At 36.2% G+C, this 19,583-nt stretch carries 18 protein-coding genes; 16 read left to right on the top strand and 2 right to left on the bottom strand.

Features of this window, described 5'->3' with window-relative positions; all coding sequences use genetic code 11:
• Positions 1–102 precede the first annotated feature (102 nt).
• The 11 genes from AC1DCY_RS08075 (at position 103) to AC1DCY_RS08025 (ending at position 12,566) form a co-directional block, all read left to right on the top strand.
• Positions 103–6,078: a phage tail tape measure protein gene (locus AC1DCY_RS08075; protein ID WP_477349042.1), complete on the top strand. Its 5,976-nt coding sequence runs from the start codon at positions 103–105 to the stop codon at positions 6,076–6,078.
• An 11-nt stretch (positions 6,079–6,089) separates the two neighbouring features.
• Complete coding sequence (locus tag AC1DCY_RS08070) at positions 6,090–6,980, top strand: phage distal tail protein (protein WP_477349040.1); 891 nt, start codon at positions 6,090–6,092, stop codon at positions 6,978–6,980.
• A 2-nt stretch (positions 6,981–6,982) separates the two neighbouring features.
• Positions 6,983–8,095, top strand: coding sequence for a siphovirus ReqiPepy6 Gp37-like family protein (locus AC1DCY_RS08065; RefSeq protein ID WP_477349038.1), 1,113 nt, complete (start codon positions 6,983–6,985; stop codon positions 8,093–8,095).
• On the top strand, positions 8,095–9,918 hold the full coding sequence (locus tag AC1DCY_RS08060) for a hypothetical protein (RefSeq protein ID WP_477349036.1): 1,824 nt from the start codon (positions 8,095–8,097) through the stop codon (positions 9,916–9,918). The genes AC1DCY_RS08065 and AC1DCY_RS08060 overlap by 1 nt, the downstream gene beginning before the upstream one ends.
• A gap of 1 nt (position 9,919) precedes the next feature.
• The gene (locus AC1DCY_RS08055; RefSeq protein ID WP_477349034.1) at positions 9,920–10,261 is read left to right on the top strand and encodes a hypothetical protein; all 342 of its coding nucleotides are present in this window, start codon (positions 9,920–9,922) and stop codon (positions 10,259–10,261) included.
• Between the two features lies 1 nt (position 10,262).
• Positions 10,263–10,427 carry a hypothetical protein gene (locus tag AC1DCY_RS08050; RefSeq protein WP_477349032.1) on the top strand — a complete coding sequence of 55 codons (165 nt, stop codon included), beginning with the start codon at positions 10,263–10,265 and terminating at the stop codon, positions 10,425–10,427.
• An 84-nt stretch (positions 10,428–10,511) separates the two neighbouring features.
• Positions 10,512–10,916 (top strand): phage holin family protein, encoded by a 405-nt coding sequence (locus AC1DCY_RS08045; RefSeq protein ID WP_477349031.1) that lies wholly within the window; start codon positions 10,512–10,514, stop codon positions 10,914–10,916.
• Positions 10,913–11,584, top strand: a complete 672-nt coding sequence (locus tag AC1DCY_RS08040) for a M15 family metallopeptidase (RefSeq protein ID WP_477349029.1) — start codon at positions 10,913–10,915, stop codon at positions 11,582–11,584. The genes AC1DCY_RS08045 and AC1DCY_RS08040 overlap by 4 nt, the downstream gene beginning before the upstream one ends.
• Before the next feature lie 142 nt (positions 11,585–11,726).
• Entirely contained in the window at positions 11,727–12,017 is a 291-nt protein-coding gene (locus AC1DCY_RS08035) for a hypothetical protein (protein ID WP_477349027.1), read from the top strand.
• Positions 11,998–12,219: a transcriptional regulator gene (locus tag AC1DCY_RS08030; protein WP_477349026.1), complete on the top strand. Its 222-nt coding sequence runs from the start codon at positions 11,998–12,000 to the stop codon at positions 12,217–12,219. The genes AC1DCY_RS08035 and AC1DCY_RS08030 overlap by 20 nt, the downstream gene beginning before the upstream one ends.
• Positions 12,216–12,566 carry a YhjD family protein gene (locus AC1DCY_RS08025; protein ID WP_477349024.1) on the top strand — a complete coding sequence of 117 codons (351 nt, stop codon included), beginning with the start codon at positions 12,216–12,218 and terminating at the stop codon, positions 12,564–12,566. Before AC1DCY_RS08030 ends, AC1DCY_RS08025 begins: the two co-directional genes overlap by 4 nt.
• Before the next feature lie 60 nt (positions 12,567–12,626).
• Here the strand turns inward: AC1DCY_RS08025 and AC1DCY_RS08020 are convergent, their stop codons facing one another.
• The gene (locus AC1DCY_RS08020; RefSeq protein ID WP_477349022.1) at positions 12,627–13,535 is read right to left on the bottom strand and encodes a hypothetical protein; all 909 of its coding nucleotides are present in this window, start codon (positions 13,533–13,535) and stop codon (positions 12,627–12,629) included.
• Between the two features lie 78 nt (positions 13,536–13,613).
• Entirely contained in the window at positions 13,614–13,832 is a 219-nt protein-coding gene (locus tag AC1DCY_RS08015; protein WP_477349020.1) for a helix-turn-helix domain-containing protein, read from the bottom strand.
• Positions 13,833–14,008: 176 nt separating this feature from the next.
• Between AC1DCY_RS08015 and AC1DCY_RS08010 the strand changes: the two genes are divergently transcribed.
• The 5 genes from AC1DCY_RS08010 to AC1DCY_RS07990 all read left to right on the top strand — a co-directional run bounded on the left by AC1DCY_RS08010 (position 14,009) and on the right by AC1DCY_RS07990 (position 19,442).
• Positions 14,009–14,212 carry a hypothetical protein gene (locus tag AC1DCY_RS08010; RefSeq protein WP_477349018.1) on the top strand — a complete coding sequence of 68 codons (204 nt, stop codon included), beginning with the start codon at positions 14,009–14,011 and terminating at the stop codon, positions 14,210–14,212.
• Positions 14,213–14,238: 26 nt separating this feature from the next.
• A complete protein-coding gene (locus AC1DCY_RS08005; RefSeq protein WP_477349016.1) occupies positions 14,239–15,126 on the top strand; it encodes a helix-turn-helix domain-containing protein in 888 nt (295 codons plus the stop codon).
• 759 nt (positions 15,127–15,885) lie between these two features.
• Entirely contained in the window at positions 15,886–16,752 is an 867-nt protein-coding gene (locus AC1DCY_RS08000; protein ID WP_477349014.1) for an alpha/beta hydrolase, read from the top strand.
• A 350-nt stretch (positions 16,753–17,102) separates the two neighbouring features.
• A complete protein-coding gene (locus tag AC1DCY_RS07995) occupies positions 17,103–17,303 on the top strand; it encodes a hypothetical protein (protein ID WP_477349012.1) in 201 nt (66 codons plus the stop codon).
• A 903-nt stretch (positions 17,304–18,206) separates the two neighbouring features.
• The gene (locus AC1DCY_RS07990; protein ID WP_477349010.1) at positions 18,207–19,442 is read left to right on the top strand and encodes a chloride channel protein; all 1,236 of its coding nucleotides are present in this window, start codon (positions 18,207–18,209) and stop codon (positions 19,440–19,442) included.
• The last annotated feature ends 141 nt before the right edge of the window (positions 19,443–19,583 follow it).

Raw genomic sequence — 19,583 nt, 5'->3', positions numbered from 1 at the left:
GATAGACACTGCATCTTCAAAGGTTGGAAAGAAAAAGGAGAGCAAGAGCAAGTACCACGTGCTTATGCAGATCAAGTCCAGTGGTAGAAAGATGGTGAGAATATGTCAGAAATCGGTGATTTAAAAGTCAAGTTATCCTTGGATAATGCACAGTTTGACCGCTCGGTTAAAAGTATGAATACAACTCTAAAAGCGATGGGTCAAGAGATACGAGGGCTTCAAAACAAAGGTAAGGAATGGGGTTCCTCGATTGATGGTCTAAAGCAAAAGCAAGATGCTTATAGTCGACTATTAGAGGGACAACAAACCAAAGTTAAAAAGCTTGCTGAAGAATATCAAAAAGCAAAGGCGGAACAAGGCGAACATGCTGACAAGACGCAAAAATTAGCAGAGCAATATAATCGTGCAACAGCTGAAATGACCCGTACCGAAACTGAACTAAAAGCAATTTCAGCCGAATTAAAAAAGGCAGAAGCTGAACTAGCAAAATCCCAATCAAGTTGGAATAAGTTCGGTGAAGCTGCTATGCAAGCTGGCGAAAAGTTAAAAGCTGTTGGCGATAAGATGAAAAGTATCGGTCAAGAGTTATCGATGAAAGTTACAGCGCCGCTAGTTGGAGTAGGAGCTATAGCCGCAAAGGTAGGTTCTGACTTTGAAGCTGGTATGAGCAAGGTCGCAGCTATTTCAGGAGCAACAGGAGGCGATTTAGCATCACTTGAAGCGAAGGCTCGTGAAATGGGTGCGACTACTCAATTCAGCGCATCTGAGGCTGCTGATGCGTTAGGATACATGGCTATGGCCGGATGGAAAACCAATGATATGTTGGCTGGTATCGGTGGTGTCATGAACTTAGCAGCAGCATCTGGTGAGAATTTAGGATTAGTTTCAGACATTGTAACTGACGCTTTAACAGCGTTTGGAATGAAGGCAAGTGACACAGGAAAATTTGTTGACGTTATAGCGGCGGCGTCATCCAATGCCAACACTAACGTCGCTATGCTCGGTGAATCATTTAAGTATGTAGCTCCAGTTGCAGGGGCATTAGGATACTCAGCTGACGATACAGCTTTAGCATTAGGTCTTATGGCTAACGCAGGCATTAAAGCTTCTAACTCTGGTACAGCATTACGTTCAATCTTGACTAATATGGCAGCTCCCACTAAGGCAATGAACGACGCTATGAATGATTTAGGATTATCTCTTACTGATAATGAAGGTCAGATGAAGCCACTTAAGCAAGTACTGGACGAAATGCGTACATCTTTAACAGGACTAGATGCAGATACTCAAGCGGCTTATGCTTCAACTATATTCGGGAAAGAAGCGATGGCAGGTGCTTTAGCTATTATCAATGCGTCAGAAGCAGATTATAACAAACTTGCTGGAGCTATCGACAACTCAGCAGGATCAGCTGAGAACATGGCTAAAGTTATGAATGACAATCTACAAGGTCGATTAAAAGCAATGAAATCAGCACTTGAAGAAGCAGCTATATCTATTTTCAAAGCTTTGCAACCGGCTTTAGAATCGTTAGTAGCTATGATTCAAAAACTTGCCGATTGGTTTAACACCTTATCTCCTGAAATGATGCGCACGATTGTTATTATTGGTGGAATTGTTGCAGCTATTGGTCCTTTATTAGTTATTAGCGGCGTCTTAGTTTCATCGTTAGGTACAATTTTTACAGCATTCGGTACTGTTTCTAGTGCTATCGCTGTAGTTACGACAGGTGCAACTGCTGCGACGCCAGCAATCGGAGCATTAGCAAGTGTATTCGCAGCTTTAACAGGTCCGATAGGAATTGCGGTAGCAGCTATAGCGGCAATCGGAATAGGTACTGCTGTAGTTGCGGGAAAAATGAGTAAATCATCTTTAGAAGTTGAAGGATTCGGAAATAAGGTTTCTGAATCTACATCGAAAGCCGTTGACGGATTCTTAAAATTATCAGATGAAGCGACAGTTGCACTCAATAAATTGGCTTGGTCAGGAGAAGTCGTAACTAGCGAAATGGCTACCAAGATGACTGATATGTACAATCAAATGGGTGAACAAGTATTATCAGCAATGAAAAATAATCATGAAAATCAATTAGCAACTATGCAATCATTCTTTAAAAGTTCATCAGCTTTAACTGCTAAAGAAGAAGCAGATATTATAAAGAACATGCAAGTTAAACAAGCTGAACAACAGGCAGTTATAACAAAAGGACAAGAAAGAATAACTGCAATACTTGAGAAAGCTAAAAATGAAAAACGTTCTATCACTCAAGCTGAACAGCAAGAAATCAATAAGATTCAACAAACAATGACAGATAATGCTATTCAAAATCTTACTAAGAATGAACGCGAACAAAAGGTAATTCTTGAAACCTTAAAAAATGATGCATCGAACATAACAGCTATTCAGGCTGCTGAAGTAGTTAAAAACTCTATTAAACAACGTGATGCTGTAGTTAAGGAAGCTAATGGACAATACAATGAATCAGTTGGAGAAATCATCAAGCAACGAGATGAAATGGGGACAATTACTGCAGATCAAGCTGACAGATTAATAAAAGATGCAAAGCGTCAACGTGATGAATCAGTTAAGCATGCGGAAGATATGCATCAAAACGTCATTAAAGAAGCTAAAGCACAAGCTAAAGACCACGTAAATGAAATAGATTGGTCATCAGGAGAGATTTTATCTAAATGGCAAGTATTCACGAATGATTTTGTTGGTTTATTTAAAGAATTAGGTACATCAATATCTAAAACGTTCGACGATATAAAAACAACAATATCTAAGTTCGCAGAAAAAATTGGCGAAATACCTAGTATGATGATGTCAGCTTGGTCTGGAGCTTTAGGTGCGATTACAGGATTACTCGGAAATCTAAAAGAAAAATTGTCGTTTGTTACTGAAGTATTAAATATAGGTAACGCAATGGATGCATTGAAATTAGCACTAGAGTCAATTGCATCTGTGGTACTAATGTTATTAGGTCCATGGGGACTACTTATAAGTTTATTTATTAAAGCTTACAACCATACGACGTTACTGCAAGATATTTTTGCAATGCTCAAAGGTGAGATGTCATTTGATGAGGTAGCTAGCAACTTTGCTACTTCAATTAGCGATATCATCAGTAATATAGCCGAACTAGCAACGCGTTTTATTCCGTTAGGTGCTGAGATGATTGTTAATTTAATCAATGGTGTAAGCAATAATATTGGGAATTTATCTACTACATTTGCAGAGATTGTGCCTACTATCATTAACACACTTGTTATGATACTCCCTCAAATCATACTTTTGGCGGCAGACATTATAACAAATTTAGCTAATGGTATAACAACCAATTTACCACTTATAGTAAAAACGATTACTAGTTTGATGGAGTCAATTACAACAACATTCACAACTTTAATTCCTCAACTTATAGAGGTAGGAGTATCTGTATTATCAACTCTTATAGAGGGCATCGTCACAGCTTTACCAGTGATTATAGAAGTGGTTGTTCAATTAATAGATACTTTAATAAGTACTTTGATTACAACACTACCTTTATTAATAGAATCAGGTCTTTTGATTATACAGACTTTGTTAAATGGAATTGTAACAGCATTACCATTAATCATAGAAAGTTCACTAGGTATAATCATGTCACTTGTGGACGGCATAACAACAGCCTTACCACAACTAATTGAAGTAGGAATATCAGTTCTTACTACGTTACTTGAAGGAATAGTTGGAGCATTACCAACGATAATCGAGGCAGCATTAACTATTATCGCTGCTCTGGTAGGAGCATTAATTTTACTTTTACCTCAAATCATCGAGGCAGGTATACAAATTATCACAGCACTAGTTGACGGTTTAATAACAGCACTACCAGCTATTTTAGAAGCAGTGTTAACATTAATCACAGCTTTAGTAGGAGCTATAATATCATTGTTGCCTCAATTAATCGATGCAGGAATTCAAATCCTTATGGCACTTATAAATGGACTAATACAAGTTTTACCGCAATTAATACAAGCTGGTATCACATTAATCACAGCCTTATTAAAAGCTATTATTGGTTTATTACCTCAACTATTAAGTGCAGGTGTACAACTGATTGTCGCTTTAACAAAAGGTGTGTTATCAGTTTTAGGACAACTGTTATCAGCAGGTGGCCAATTAATACTTGGCTTATTAGGTAAAATTCTAAGTTTTGCTGGTCAATTATTATCCGCCGGTGGCACTCTAATAGGAAAGTTAGTGTCCGGAATATCATCTTTAATAGGTAATGTTATAGGTGCTGGAGCAAAACTTATCACTGGCCTCATTGATAAAATTTTAAGTTTTGTAAGTAACATATTATCAGCTGGTAAAGATCTAGTAGGTAATTTAATAGATGGTGTACTCAGTAAGGCCACTGATATGATTAACGTTGGTAAAGATTTAGTGAGCGGTTTGATCAAAGGTATAACAGGTATGGCAAGTGATGCTATAGAGGCGATTACTGGTGTTGTGGATGGCGTTATTAGTAAAGCAAAAAATCTATTAGGTATTAAATCGCCTTCGAGAGTGTTCAAACAGATTGGTTTATGGACAGGTGAAGGTATGGCCATTGGTTTAGATCAATCAAGTCCACGGGTTAACAAGGCGATGTCAGATATCGGTGATGGTATCTTGTCCGTTTCTGAAGAATTCCAAAAAGAATATTCCAATCTGGTCGATGAATTTAATAATAAGAATGAGGACAAAAACGATAAGACCTTAGAGAAGATTTATAAAATCCAAAATAACGCAGCAAAGAAAAAACGAAAGTTAACACAAAAAGAATTACAGGACATTGCATTATTAGAAGCCCAATATAAAGATCAAAAGCTGAAATCAGAAAAAGAATTTCAAAAGAAATACAAAGCACTCGTAGAAAAATCTGAAAAAGAATATCTGGAAGTTATCAAGAATTTTATTGCTGATAAAAAGTCTTTAGACGAATTGTCTTTAATAGAAGAAGTCGCGATATGGGAGCAATCGATTGAACTCTTTAAGGAAGGCTCAAAAGAACGTATCCTAGCGCAAAAAGAATATAAAAAAGCAGTCGATACTGTAAACAAAGAAGTCCTAGCAATTAATAAAGACTACCAACAGCAGATGCAAAAAATAAATGATGATCTACTAAAGGAAGAAGAAAGATTAAATAAAGAGTACCAAACTGTATTTGACAATCGCGTAAAAACACTTATGTCATACGCTGGCACGTTTGATGCATTTAAAGTTGAGCTCAATCGTACAGGGCAGGAATTATTGGATAATTTGCAAGGTCAGGTTGATGGTTTTAAAAAGTGGCAAGAGGAATTTGCAAAGCTTTCTGGGCGCAATATCGATGATGGTTTATTAAAAGAGCTATCTGATTTAGGTGTTAAAGCCTTACCAGAGTTAGCCGCACTTAATAGTATGACTGATGAACAATTAACTCAATACAGCGAGTTGTATCGCGAGAAATCGCAATTAGCGCGTGAACAAACCGAAAAAGAATTGGTTCTCATGCGTGAAAACACAGATAATCAAATCATAGAACTTCGTAAAGTTGCTACAAAACAACTCAATGCTTTGAAAAACGAATGGAGTTCGAAAATTAAGGAGCTCACAACGACTACAGCTGACGAGTTATCTTCACTTCAACAGATTGGTGTGGATGCTGGACAAGGGCTACTTAATGGTTTAGCAAGCATGGAAGGACCTTTAATTTCAAAAGCTCGACAAATCGCAAATGCTATTTCATCTACAATACAACAAGCCTTAGACATCCACAGTCCTTCACGTGTTATGCGAGGATTTGGGGTCAATATTGGTCAAGGCCTAATTGTCGGCATGGATGAAATGATTAATAAAGTTGCGGCAGCTTCTAGCCGTCTAGCATCATCTGTGGAAGGCAGTATGCAATTCAGTCCAACCACTGCTACTGCAAATGCGCTTAATGCTCCTAATACAATAAATCATAATAATCAAAAGAGCTTTGCACCAATAGTTAATGTATATACAACAGAAAGCCCAGAACAGGTTATGAAACGCGAATTACGCCGTATGCAATTCGGATTTTAGGAGGTGACGACTTGATAATTAAAGACATGACTATTACTAATAATCGTGGCGAATCGATAGTTTTCGGTCGTCACTTTTTTATTAAAGAGGATTTTGAGATAAGTGGATTAGAAGCAAATGTCAATATGTCTGAATCGACTTCGGACGGTGCTCATTACCAATCGACAACGCTGTCTACACGTGATATTGAAGTACCGTTTTATATTTTAAAATCTAACACTGAACCATGGTGGATTGAAGAAAAGAGACAAGAAGCCTATAGGGTATGTAACCCGAAATACAACCCGATGAGGATTGATTTTGTAACCAAATCTGACGAGGCACTTTATGTTACAGCGAATTTAACAGCAGCACCATTTTTTCCGAAAGGCTTTGAAAACGACAATAACAGATGGTCTACAGGTCTAATACAATTTATCGCTACTGATCCATTTATCTATGAAGCAAAGTCAATAAAAGTAGATATCGCATTGTGGGTATCAAATCTTGAATTTCCTCTAGAAGTTGTGGAGGAAGGTATCGAGGTTGGCTATCGAAGTCCATCTCTTATTGTGAATGTGCTGAATGAAGGTAGCGAATCATCAGGGATGAAAATTCGCTTCTCGGCATTATCTGAAGTGGTCAATCCAAAGCTTCTAAATGTAAACACCTATGAAGCATTTAATCTTAATTATAGGATGCTCCCAGGTGATGTTATCGAAGTATCAACTTATCGAGGAAAACGATCAATTTTGCTTATTCGAAATAACGTGGTATCAAGTATTTTTAATGCTCTAGATTTCGATACCTCCACATTCTTACAGTTGGAGCCAGGTGACAATTTATTGCGATATGATGCAAAGAGTGGCTTAGATTTTTTGGAAGTATCAATTGAATTTACACCAAAAAGAATAGGAGTTTAATGATGATAGAATTATATGTTTTTAATTTGCAGTTCGAACCTGTTGGTGAAATAAGTGCATATAAGTCCCTTGAGATTGAACGTAATTATGACAAGGTAAGCAAGTTAATTTTACGTATTGCAAGCTCATCAGAAGTGAATGAATTGTTGAAACATGACAATATTTTAACGACGCAAGATAACCCGAATTATGGCTATATAATTGAGCACTTTGATTATACAGATGAGGATGAAACAGAAATAGAAATACATGCTTATTCACTTAATTACATGTTGTCTTGGAGATCGATTGATATACAACGACGATATAGCGGTAATGTGGAGGACCTTATCAAATACTTCATCTTGATGAATGTAATCACTCCTGATAACCCTAATCGTATTCTTCCAAATTTAAGGCTTGCTGCAAACAGTGGAATTAACATTGAGGATGAGTCGACAAAAACAGGCGGTGAAGTGATTGGACATGTCTTCGAGATATGTAATAAACACGAGATGAGTATTGATATTTTGCTAAATCATAAGGATAAAAAATTTGATGTTTATACTTGGCAAGGTGTTGATCGTTGCACTCAACAAACAATCAATCCACACGTTATTTTCAGTAAAGAGTACGACAACATCATTAACCAAAAGTACATTCATAACAAAGTTGATTATAGGAATACGGCAATCGTCGCAGGAGAAGGCGAGGGAATTGAACGTAAACAAGTGGTTACTAATGACCACCTAAGTGGATTTAATCGACGCGAATTATATGTAGATGCACGTGACCTCCAAAGTGAGTACTCGGATGATGATGATAACAAAAAAACGATGACTCCAGCTGAATATGAAGATGCACTTAAAATACGAGGCGATGAAAAATTGTCAGACTATCAAATTATCGAAACGTTTGAAAGCGAAGTAGATATGTATAGTCAATTCACTTACGGCATTGATTACAAACTCGGTGATCGTGTAAGTGTTCGGAATGATGAGATTCAACGCATTATGCATCCACGTGTTATTTCAGCCACTTTAACAAGCAACAAAGAAGGAGTAACGCTTGGTATTAATTTTGGTAGCAACATACCAACAATCCTCGAAAAGATAATAAAGAAGGTGAATAAGTAATGACTATATATAGTGGTATTTTTAACAGCGTCAACGGTGACCGTAAATATAATGCTTGGTGGTTCGCTAAGTATTTTGCAACATTTATCGGTAATGGCGTATTTCCGAATCCATCCACAAATCTTCAAGTAACTGCATATCAAAATATGAAGGTAGTCGTCAAACCAGGTAGCGGATGGATTGACGGCTATTTTTTATATAGCGATGGTGACCATGTACTTCAATTAGATGTTGCTGATGGCGTATTAAAGCGCATTGACCGTATTGTTATGCGCCTAAATCATTTAACTAGAAAAATTGATTTGGTTGTTAAAAAGGGAACATTTGCAAGCAGTCCAGTAGCACCAATGTTGCAACGTGATACGGATTATGTAGAACTAGCCCTTGCTGATGTACTGATTAACAATGGTGCTACTCAAATTACTCAATCGAATATTACTGACCAACGACTAAACAAAACGGTGTGTGGTATCGTACATGGGACAGTGGATCAAGTAGATACAACTACAATATTTAATCAATATCAAGCTTGGTTTACTCAAACTACTAATAGCGTAGCTACTGACTTAGATATATGGAAACAGCATACGGAAGATGATTTCAACATATGGTTCGATAGCATTAAAGACATTCTTAATGGAGATGTCGCTGGTAACTTAGCGGCTCGTATCGCTCAGCTTGAGGTGGACTTCGGCAATCACAATAAAGACGCAATTCGTCATAATAACTACGGACGAGCTACAGGAACTAACGCGTTAATTATCACATCTGCTGGTAACTCCAAACCTATTACAGCATATGCCGAGGGTATGTCATACAAGTTCAAAAACACCACTACAAACACTAGTGGGACTATGACAGTTAACATCGACGGCTTAGGTGTTAAAAATCTACGTAGAAATGGTAATTTACCACTACCAGTAGGTGGAATTAAAGCCGGGGGCATCTACAACATTTCATATGATGGTTCGGTTTTTACACTAACTGATGAAGGGGGCGAATATGGAGATGTAGCAACTAACGATGTAAGAAAAGGGAAAATATTTGGAACTGTCGATGGGTTGAAGACTGGTACTTTGGATTTAAGCAACCTTAAACCAGAGAATCTATTACGGGGTATTACGATTGATGGTGTGTCTGGCGGCATTGATAAGGCACATGGTCGAATAAATAATGAGGCAGATGCTAGGTTAGCTGGTACACATTATGAGTACGTTAATAACCGACACAATAAGAAAATATTCCCAGTAGATGATGGGGAGAAATACGAACTTACATCTTGGGGAACTGATCATACTGTTAATAAGTATAATGCCGCTGGAGTAGTCGTTCAAACTGTTAAGCTAGCAAACTTCCCATGGGAGTCACACTGGTGGGAAATCGTTAAAAACGGGGAAGTACAACTTGCGCGGCAATCCGAATACATCAACGCATACGATTGGAATACTGGTGCGTTAACTAATCAAACGAGAGTCGCCAATATGGGCATTCCATACGTAACATTCAAAACACCTGTAGATACAAACAACCGATGGATAGTGGGTGTCGGCAATAATCATAATTACGTTGGGGTATACGATCTAAATGCAACATTACTTAATTCAATAAGTTTGATGGAGTATGTGGATAATGGGTCAGGAATGAGTAGACAATTGGCTGATAACGCAATGCTTATAAGTGGTCAAGGAGCGTCTGTATGTCTGATGATTAACGGACGAGATTGGCAGACAATAAAACCAATAACTTTCTCAACGGCATATGACGCATCTGCAAGATTAAGTACTGCATTAGCGATGTTAATGACTTTAGGGAGGAAGATATAAAATGACAAAAGAATTTGAAGCAGTTTATTTACGAATTGATAATATTAGAAACGAATACGGAGATATGGATTATCATGGATTAGATATCTCGACTTATGGTAGTGTGATTCCAGGCTCGCCATTATATAATGCTGGAGATGTAAAGGTTTGCTATATGATTTATAATATTACTGACTTCGCCATTCCAAACGACCCAAATATTACAATCGTAACAAAAGAGGAATACGACGCATTCAAAGCGGAGATTGAAGCTAGTCGTCCACTACAATCCGATACGGAACGCATTACCCAACTAGAAACAATGCTACAAACACTTATCTTAGAGAAAGAGGGTATGATGTAATATGGATAATCAAGTATTTATTGACTTCTTAGCATATCGAATCATTTCAGGAGCTCTAGATTATGAGTATGCAGTTATAAAACGTCCTGACTTGAAAGAAGGTATAGATGTATCACTACAAAAGAAAAAATCCGAGCATTTAATAAAAGATATCGAAAACAAGTAAACGCAGCATAAGCTAGCGTTATTTTTTATGCCTTCCACAGATCCTTGTGGAGGGCTTTTATTATGCAGAAAAGGAAGTGTTGTAATGGAGAAATGGATAGGGGCAATTAGCGGATTAATTGGCGCTATAGTGTCCTATGCTGTGGATGGCTTAGGAATGGCTGTGACTGTTTTAATCGGTTTTATGGCAATTGATTATATAACAGGAATTATGAGTGGAATCGTTAATCAAAACTTAAATAGCCGAGTAGGTTTCAACGGCGCTATGCGAAAAATTTATTACTTATTGCTAGTTGGTTCAGTGTACATGCTTTCATTAGTGATACCTGGTATAGAGTACGCAGGGGATGGGGCGGCTATTGCATTTTGCGTACTCGAATTTATTTCTATCACAGAAAACGGTACAAAGATGGGCTTACCAATGCCTGACTTTATTAAAAATATTTTATCGATTGTAAAGGATAAATCAGGAGAGGGTGAAGCGAAATGAGCACAAGTGTAACTACAACATGCCGAGATATTTCTGAACTATTACCGCCAGCTAGATTAGCTGTGCAACTATTATTTCAAGAATGCTACAAGGCAGGTATTAGAAATATCTTCATCACCGAAACATATCGCTCGCAAGAACGGCAGAAATATCTATATGAACAGGGTCGTACTAGACCAGGACAAATTGTTACTTGGACACTAGACAGCAATCACAAATCACGACTAGCGTGGGACGTTGCTGTTGGCCCTCCACAATCTTTATATGATGTAGCAACACTTAGTCGAATTGGTGCGATTGCACGTAAGCTAGGCATTACATGGGGCGGTGATTGGATAGGAAGTATTGACCGACCTCATTTTGAGGTTAAACCAAATTGGGTTATCCCTAAAGGTTACAAGCTTGAAGGACAAGTAATCGTTCCAATTAGTAGCGCAATAAAAGTGCAATTAATTGTGGAAGACAATAAGTCGAAAGAAACTGAAAAGGATGATGATAAAATGCAATTTACAAACGAAACTATAAAAGAAGCAGTACGTGACCACATTAAACAAGTAGTAAATAAAGGGCTGATAGATAAGTCATGGTTAGATAAATTCGACAATGGAACTATGACAACTGGTGATTATGAAGGTTTGAAGCTTATCATTGCACAGCGTAGTAACTAACACAAATGCCCAGGTACTCAATTAATTTTGAGCCTGGGCATTTTTTTATTGCCAAAAATTTTTTCTTGCCAAAATACAAACATCTGTTCTAATATGTATACAAACAGACGTTCTTGCTTATGGAGAAAAAAAGGAGCTCATCATGCCAATAATAATTAACGATAATACACAACTAATATTTGGAGTAGGGGATATTTCAATTCAAATTGGATATGACAAATTTAAAAGTCCAGGTATTGTTCAATTTGTGGAAGTAGACCCATTACCAATTAACACAACCATAGAAATTAACACTGACGAAAAGGTGAAAATGGATGATGCTCCAGTAACATTTATTTTTAATCAAGTTGAAAGTTTAGACGTGGTGATTAATCAATTACAAAAATTACGTGTAGTAATGGGAGGAAATCGAGATGCGAGATCAATTAGTTAAAGCAATGCAACGTAATCAATTGGTGAATATGATGTATATGGCTAAAGACGGTCAAGTATCAAAAAGACGTATCAAAGTCATTAAAATTGTCGGTGATTCATTTCAAGCCTATTGCTTCAATAGACAGGCAAAACGTACATTTATGATTGATAGTGCATTGGCGGTTGTTCCAGTCTTCCACAAGGAGCGAGAGGTTGTATGATAAGTTTTGAGCAAAGGCGACTAATGCACAAATATGTGGTATATGATATGGCTGTCCAATCATTGCAGCGTGATTATAAGGTTATTGAAAACCTTAAAATGAGCAAAGTCTATTTGCCGATACTTGATAAGCTTTTAGACGATATATCTCAAGAGTGTTACAACTCAAAAAGGCTGTTGGCCAAAGATAAAATTAGAGTCGTGAAGTGGGAAAAAGTAGATGAATACTTTAGTGATTTGACTATTGCCACAGCTGGCGAAGACTTAGTATTGACGTATGCTAATATGGCATTGAAAACTCAGGTAGAGAAACTACTTTTAAGCCATACAAACAAAGGCGCTAATTAGTATAGTGCCTATTTTTTATGCAATGGAAAAAAGCCACTCAGTTTGAGTGACTAAGATTTCTTATTGTAAGACAGGCGCTAACCATTTATCGGTTTTAGCCATACCATTTGCTGCACGCGTATAATTAAATTTAGCAATATTTTCGCCTTCTAAGTGATAAGGTACTTCCCAAAATACTGTTATTTCCTGTATACCTTTTTCTTCTGCAAGTTTAGCTGCAATATTATCACTGTACATTTCAAGCATTTCAACTGTTGTCTTTTCGCTATTCTTTACTTCCCAAGTTAAATGCGGTAACACAATATACTGTTTTTCCTCAGTTTTATAGTTGTTCACTGATAGTTCGTTAATTTTTGTTTTCTTTATATCTGTAGAGACTATTTTTTCAACTATTTTCTTTATATCTTCTTTTTTATCTGTTTCTACAACTTCTGATTTAGGCTTAGTAACTTGTTGTTCTAATAAACCAAATTCCATAATTGTATCTAATTTTCCATTGTTGAATAGTAGTGTTATTTTTGAATCTTTGTCTATGCCATTTTCTCCGTCGTATTCATAAGTAACTAATTTTTCATTGACCTGATTAGTGCTATCAGATTTAGCTTTACCGCCTACTGTTTTCTTTACTTCTTCTAAACTCATACCTTTTTTTAACTTTTTAAATTCTTCTGGTGTAATTGTTGTTACCTTTTTAATATTTTTTTCTTCTTCTTTAGCTTTGTGTTTTTCCTCTTTTTCGGCTTCTTTAGCTTCTTGTTTGGCTTTTTTCTCTTCTTCTTTAGCCTTTTTTTCTTCTTCCTTAGCCTTTAGCTTAGCTTCTTTCTCTGCTTCTTTTTTAGCTTGTTCAGCCTCTTTCTCTTTTGCTTTATCTGATTCTTCCTGAGTCTTATCTGGTTCTTCAGCTTTTTCTACGCCACAAGCAGTAAGTAATAATACAGACATGGCTCCTATGTAGAATAATTTTTTCATTTCAAAATTCCTCCCTCTATATTTCCATTTTAGGAAATTTGGTATCGAAAGTACATATAAAAAAACAGACAACCTAATTTAGTTATCTGCTTCATCTACTGTTTGGAATAATTCTCCGACATTATTTACTTCTAAAGCGACCATGATTTTCTCCAATGCTTCCTTCGGATACATCTTGACTTTGTTATTGGTGATCTCACTAATCAAGCGTGTAGTAAGCCCTGTTTTCTCCGCTAAATCCTTTTGGTTCATGTCTCGTTCCGCAAGCAATATTTTTAACCTCGATTTCAAATACACGCAATACACCTTCTTTCGTTTCATATTCCATAACTAAATTATAAATCAATAAATAAAATTACGCAATTAGTAATTGACATTACGAATAAAGTAATTTACTATTTGGGTAACAAAGTTATTTGTAAAGTAATTTGGTTATTCTATTAGTAAATAAAATAACGAAAGGCGGAATTGGAATGAACAATTATTTCAAACTCGAGCAAGAACGTTCTAGATATTTATTAGAGCAAACACTTGTGTTATCTACAGTAAAAGGACATTTGAAAGGCACTATCAAGTACAACGAATCCAGTGAGGTTGTAGAGTTTGCAACTAAACTATTGGGTATCATCGATGAAGGATTAGCAGCTGTAGAAGAAGAGTATAAGAAATTGGTATAGGAACTGAAGAAGGATGTGAGAAAACGATGGCATTTGAATACCTAGCACAATACACAACATTTAATTCAGTAGCAGATATGGATAAGAGTGTGGAGGACCATATGGCGGTTCATTACTACGAACTAACAGAATCAGAACGAGCTATCGTTTTTAAACTCGCTTCTCATTCATTGGAGCATCCAGGAGTGTGTCACCTTAAAGCAAGTACGATTGCTGCATCTTTAGAGATCAGCACAAAGACTGTTTACCGCGCGATAATTAAACTTGAATCACTAGGAATCATCAAGAAAGAAACGACTGTAAAAAACAAAGGTGGACAAGGTGCAAGCATTTATATCATTTTGCCTTACAATGTCCCAGCGTCAATGTCCGAGCGTGGAAATGCTGAAAAGCCTTGTGAGAGTAATGATGAAGTGCAACAATCAGAAAACCTATCTTTAAACTCTTTTAATCTTTTAAAAACAAGCAATTTAGAATCTATATATAATAACGCTCACGCTGAAAAAGAAGCTTGTAAGGAATACATGAATGAGTACCAGGTGATGCTGTTCGATTTCATGCACTCGCTACCTGTACGTGATGATTTAAAAAATCAATTGCATAAGTGCATCTTAGCAACAGAAATGAACAATATACGTGATTTTGTGAACGCTAAAGACGTTTTAGCTAATATCATCCGTGATATTGCGAACGGTACATTAACAATTGCTAGTACGTTAAGGGCCGTATTTGTAGGGGCATATAGCAAGGCTGTAGAGCGATTAAGTAATAAGCCTACTAAATCATCATCTGTGGAGGACAAGGCACACAGAGAACGTCCTGTGCCTTTCTATAACTGGTTAAATGAACGTGATAGCCATCCACAATTAATGGTGCATGGTGAACCATCGTTAGAGAACTGGCTTGAATGGTAAAAAATAACCGCTATAAATTGCTCGGAGTTATGTGAGGTTTAGTCGATGAGCAATTTATAACGGTTGAGGGAGAATACATGCTTTATGTTGTTCCAAAATTATTATTTTATACGTAAGGAGGAAATACAATTGACTCATTTTGAATACATGCAGCAACAGGGGCAGTTAAATATATTTGATTTTCTTTCGGTCCAGGAATCGGACCATAAGCTAAATGTGGACCGATTGCCCTCCACAGATGTTAATAGAGCTGTTGATAAAAAGAAGTATATAGGGTCTCATGTAAGGGTGAATATTGTACGTAGATAATGGAGAGAGCTTCGTATTAGTTATATGTCGAAATAAATCATGGTAAACAAAAGGTAAACATTTAAGGTGTAAATGGCTGATATATCAGCGTTATAGTATGTCCTCCTGGGACGTCTAAAGGTTCAGATAGAGTAAGTTTGAACCAACTGAAAAAGCGCTTCAAATCCTTTAACATTAAGGATATGAAGCGCTTTTTCTTTTTTAGGAATACGTTAGAAAAGGGTAGAAAAAGAAAAGTTTCTATCCAAATTCTATAGTACATCGAATATCTAGAAATTGATAAAGAGCTAAAAAAGTTCAAATCCAGAATAGGACATACAGCAATCGAGTGGCAATGATAGCTGCCATGAATGTAGCTGTACAACCCTTAAGTGATTTAAATGAGGGAACCTCTCAAATACACTGGGCATAAGCTGATAATATATGTCGAATTGAAAGGGTGTCTTGTTCATGTTTTCTTATCCTCAATTTCCCTATCGCGATTATAGATCTATGTCCAACAGTTTTTATTACGCCCCTTATTGGTCGCCCTGGAGCAATGGTGCCCTTGAATTTGATGAAAGACACCGTGTACCTTCACAGCAACAGCTTACTTTCGTGCTAGTGCACGGTGCTTGGGCTGATGCTCATTTCTGGGATGGAGTAGCGGCAGAGTTGCGCAGTCGAGGGCATGACGTCTATACACCTGAATACGCAGGTCATGGCGATGATCCGAATAAAAATGTCACGCATGCGATGATCACGAAGTCCGTTGTTGATTTTATTATAAAATGGAATCTACGTAATGTTGTTCTCGTCGGGCACAGTTTCGGAGGATCAGTCATTCAAAAGGTTGCAGAACAGGTTCCGGATCGCATAAAGCGACTTGTCTTCTGGGACGCGTTCGTACTGAAAGACGGAGAATCAGTTGCTGACGAATTCTCGCCCCAAATGTTACAAGGTTTTGAACAGCTCAGAGCCAGCTCGAATGACGATACGATCTTTATGCCGTTTTCCCTGTTTCGGGATTCGTTCGTCAATACGGCAACTTTAGAGGAAGCTAAACGGATGTATGAAAGCGTTACTCCGGAACCGGCTAAGCCGCTTTTCGAGAAACTGGATCTTAAAAAGTTCTACTCGCTATCTACGCCCAAAAGCTATGTCTATTTCTACCAAGACAATGCATTGCCACGAGGTGAGAATTACGGCTGGCATCCGAATATGTCTAGCAGGCTTGGACAGTTCCGCCTGATTGTAGGCGACGGTGATCACTTTACGGACACGCGTACAAGGCCAGCTATGGTGGCACAGAAGTTTTACGAGGCAGGTCGCGACTGAATACTGTAAACAGGATTAAGTTAATGATTAGCTTTAATAAACCATAAAAAGACCTCTTTGTGAGGATCAAAAAGAACCAAGTTAAAATCAACTGAAAAGTGCTTTAAATCCTTTGTTATCAAGGATTTGAGGCGCTTTTCTTTTTTCATGTTGTTCATTCTTAATGTGGTCAGATCAACTCTTTGAAAAATGTATTTTGTTTCACCACTTAGTCTCAGTGGGTTATTCACATACAATTAATGATGTTCTCACTAAACTCATTCTCCCTCCGTAAAGATTCTTTTGTAAATTAGAATAATTTATATAAAAAACGGAAAGAAATATGTGTAAAAATGTTGGAGTTGATAATTATGGAATTTGATAAAGAGAATGAAGTTTACTGTTACAGCTGTCGTAAAAAAACTGTATTTACACGTAAAGATATGCATAATAAAAGTGGGGTAGATAGTCATTGTAGTGAATGTTCAGGTATTTGGTTTGAATGGCAAAATCGAGCCGTGGAGAGAGAAATGGAAAAGTGGATTGAATATAACCAAAGGCTCATAAATTAACTGAATGTCCATTTTTAACATCCACTAGTTAAAAGAATTTATTACATTAATGATTGAGCTGTTTCATAAATTTAATCCCTTTAGTTTCAAAATTAGTTGAATTAGGCATTATTGAAAAGTTACCTGGAACAAAACTAGCAAGTTAACCACTTCTGGAGCAACAGGATTGATTGAGGAAGCATAACAAAAGGACTTGTGTGAATTTTACGCGCAAGCCTTTAGATTGATGTATGATGGTTATTTTTTTATAGTTGAAAAGTCGAGAATAGTCCTCAAAAATATTGATCCATTATTTTTCTACACCATTTTCAATATAAGATTCTAAAACAACTTTATTTTCACGATTTAAGTAATAGTAATACGTTTTTGAATCACCTTCGATTTTAACGGAAACCATCCCATTTTTTGAACCTCTTAAATTTACTATGAATGTTTAAGAGAATCCTTTGAAATTCCCTCGCTACCTATTAAATAATCAATTACTGCCTTATTCGTAATTAAATTTAAATTGAATATAGCCAAAAATAATAATCAATAGGATTAATACACCTAAAAAATTTTATAGATTTTTTTCAAATTATTCCCTCGTTTTATTTGCTTAACTATTGAAAATTTTTTATACAGAAAATGTAACACTACTGATTATTGATTGGTAGTGAAATAGTAAAAGTGCATCGAAGGTGTTTATTTTAGTTATGGAATATGAGTAGCAAAGAAACGGGAAGGATGATAATCATTAAAAAAATGAACTAGGCAATCTATTTATTAGTATGTTTAGATTGGATTTAGATAGGAAATTACTAGCCCTTTCAGAATAAAGTCTAGTATAGTTATATAGGTATTATATTTAATGTAACAAGAGAATAATCTTAATATACGTATAAAAAGTTGGTGAATTTTATTTTGACTGAGAAGTATTTTAAAATAAGCGGATTACTTGTTTATGGCTTAATTTTAAGTGGGATAATCGGTTTTATTTCTTCTGTTTTTTTAATTTTAGTTAATGGCTTGGCAGATTTTTTGTGGAATGATGTAACCAATGATTTAAAAATACCCGCTATTTATACATTAATTTTATGTATTTTTGGTGGCATTTTAGTAGGTGTTAGCAAGTACAAGTGGGGTGGCCTGCCTAAAACGGCTAATGAAGCTATTGTTGAATTAAAAACAACTCAAAAAATTGACTATTCGAATGTAGGTCTCAATTTTTTAATTGCTTTTTTAATTTTAGTTTTTGGTGCAAGTGTTGGTCCCGCAGCAGCCATACTAAGTTCTGTTATTGCGTTATCGGTATGGCAGGGAGATAAAATGCGTTACTTTTATTTTTCCTACAACGAATGGAAACAGGATTCTTGGATAATTAAACTAAAAAAATTAACTTTACCTCATAACTACCTTATTCCATATAATCCTGATCGGGCTCCTAAAGAGAAAAAACTGCTTTTATTGAAGAAATCCTTATATATATTATTTATCGTTAATGGAATAGTAACCTTTATGTTCTTTATTAAAATATCAGATCAACCTCCTTTTGTGACAAAGTTAGGGGAAACTAATTGGGGATTAGATGAATTGTTTCTATTTATTCCTTTTGTGTTGTTTGGTATTTTGTTTAGTAAACTTTATGAACTAATGGAAAGAGCAATGAAAAAATTCTTTTCTAAAATTAACAATAAAATTATTTTAAGTGCTGTTATCGGTGGTATTGGTATTGGTTTAATATCAATAATCGCTCCTAATTTACTTTTTTCCGGCCAACTTTCTATGCAAGCTTTACCTAGTTTAGTACCGACACTTTCGATGGCTACTTTAATTTTAGCTTCTGTTTTAAAACTGATTTTTATGGAGTTTTGTTTTAAGTCAGGTTGGGTTGGTGGAAATGTTTTACCAGTTATATTCGCTTCTATATTACAGGGTTACGCGATCGCGACTTTTTTTCCACAACTAGATATGCTCTTTATCGTAGCTGTTATAGGTGGTAGTGCTTCAATCGCTATTTTAAAGACACCTTTACTAGTAGGAATTGCTCTAATGCTATTTTTCCCTAAAGAGTTAGCCCCGGTTATATTAATCATTGTGTTTTTATTTATTTGGTTAAGTAAAATGGGTAAAAAAAATCCGCAAAAAATAACTGCTTGATTTTAGTTGGGAACGCTGGTTGAAACCAACTGAAAAATGCTTCAAATCCTTTAGTATAAAGGGGGTGAGGCGCTTTACCTTTTTTTATAGAACTATTTGATCGATTAAAAAGGGGATACAATCTAATCAACAAGTTACTAT

The sequence above is a fragment of the Lysinibacillus sp. 10T31 genome (genome assembly GCF_056394365.1).
Note: the sequence above shows the minus strand (reverse complement) of the source record. Positions and strands in the feature narration are given on the sequence as shown.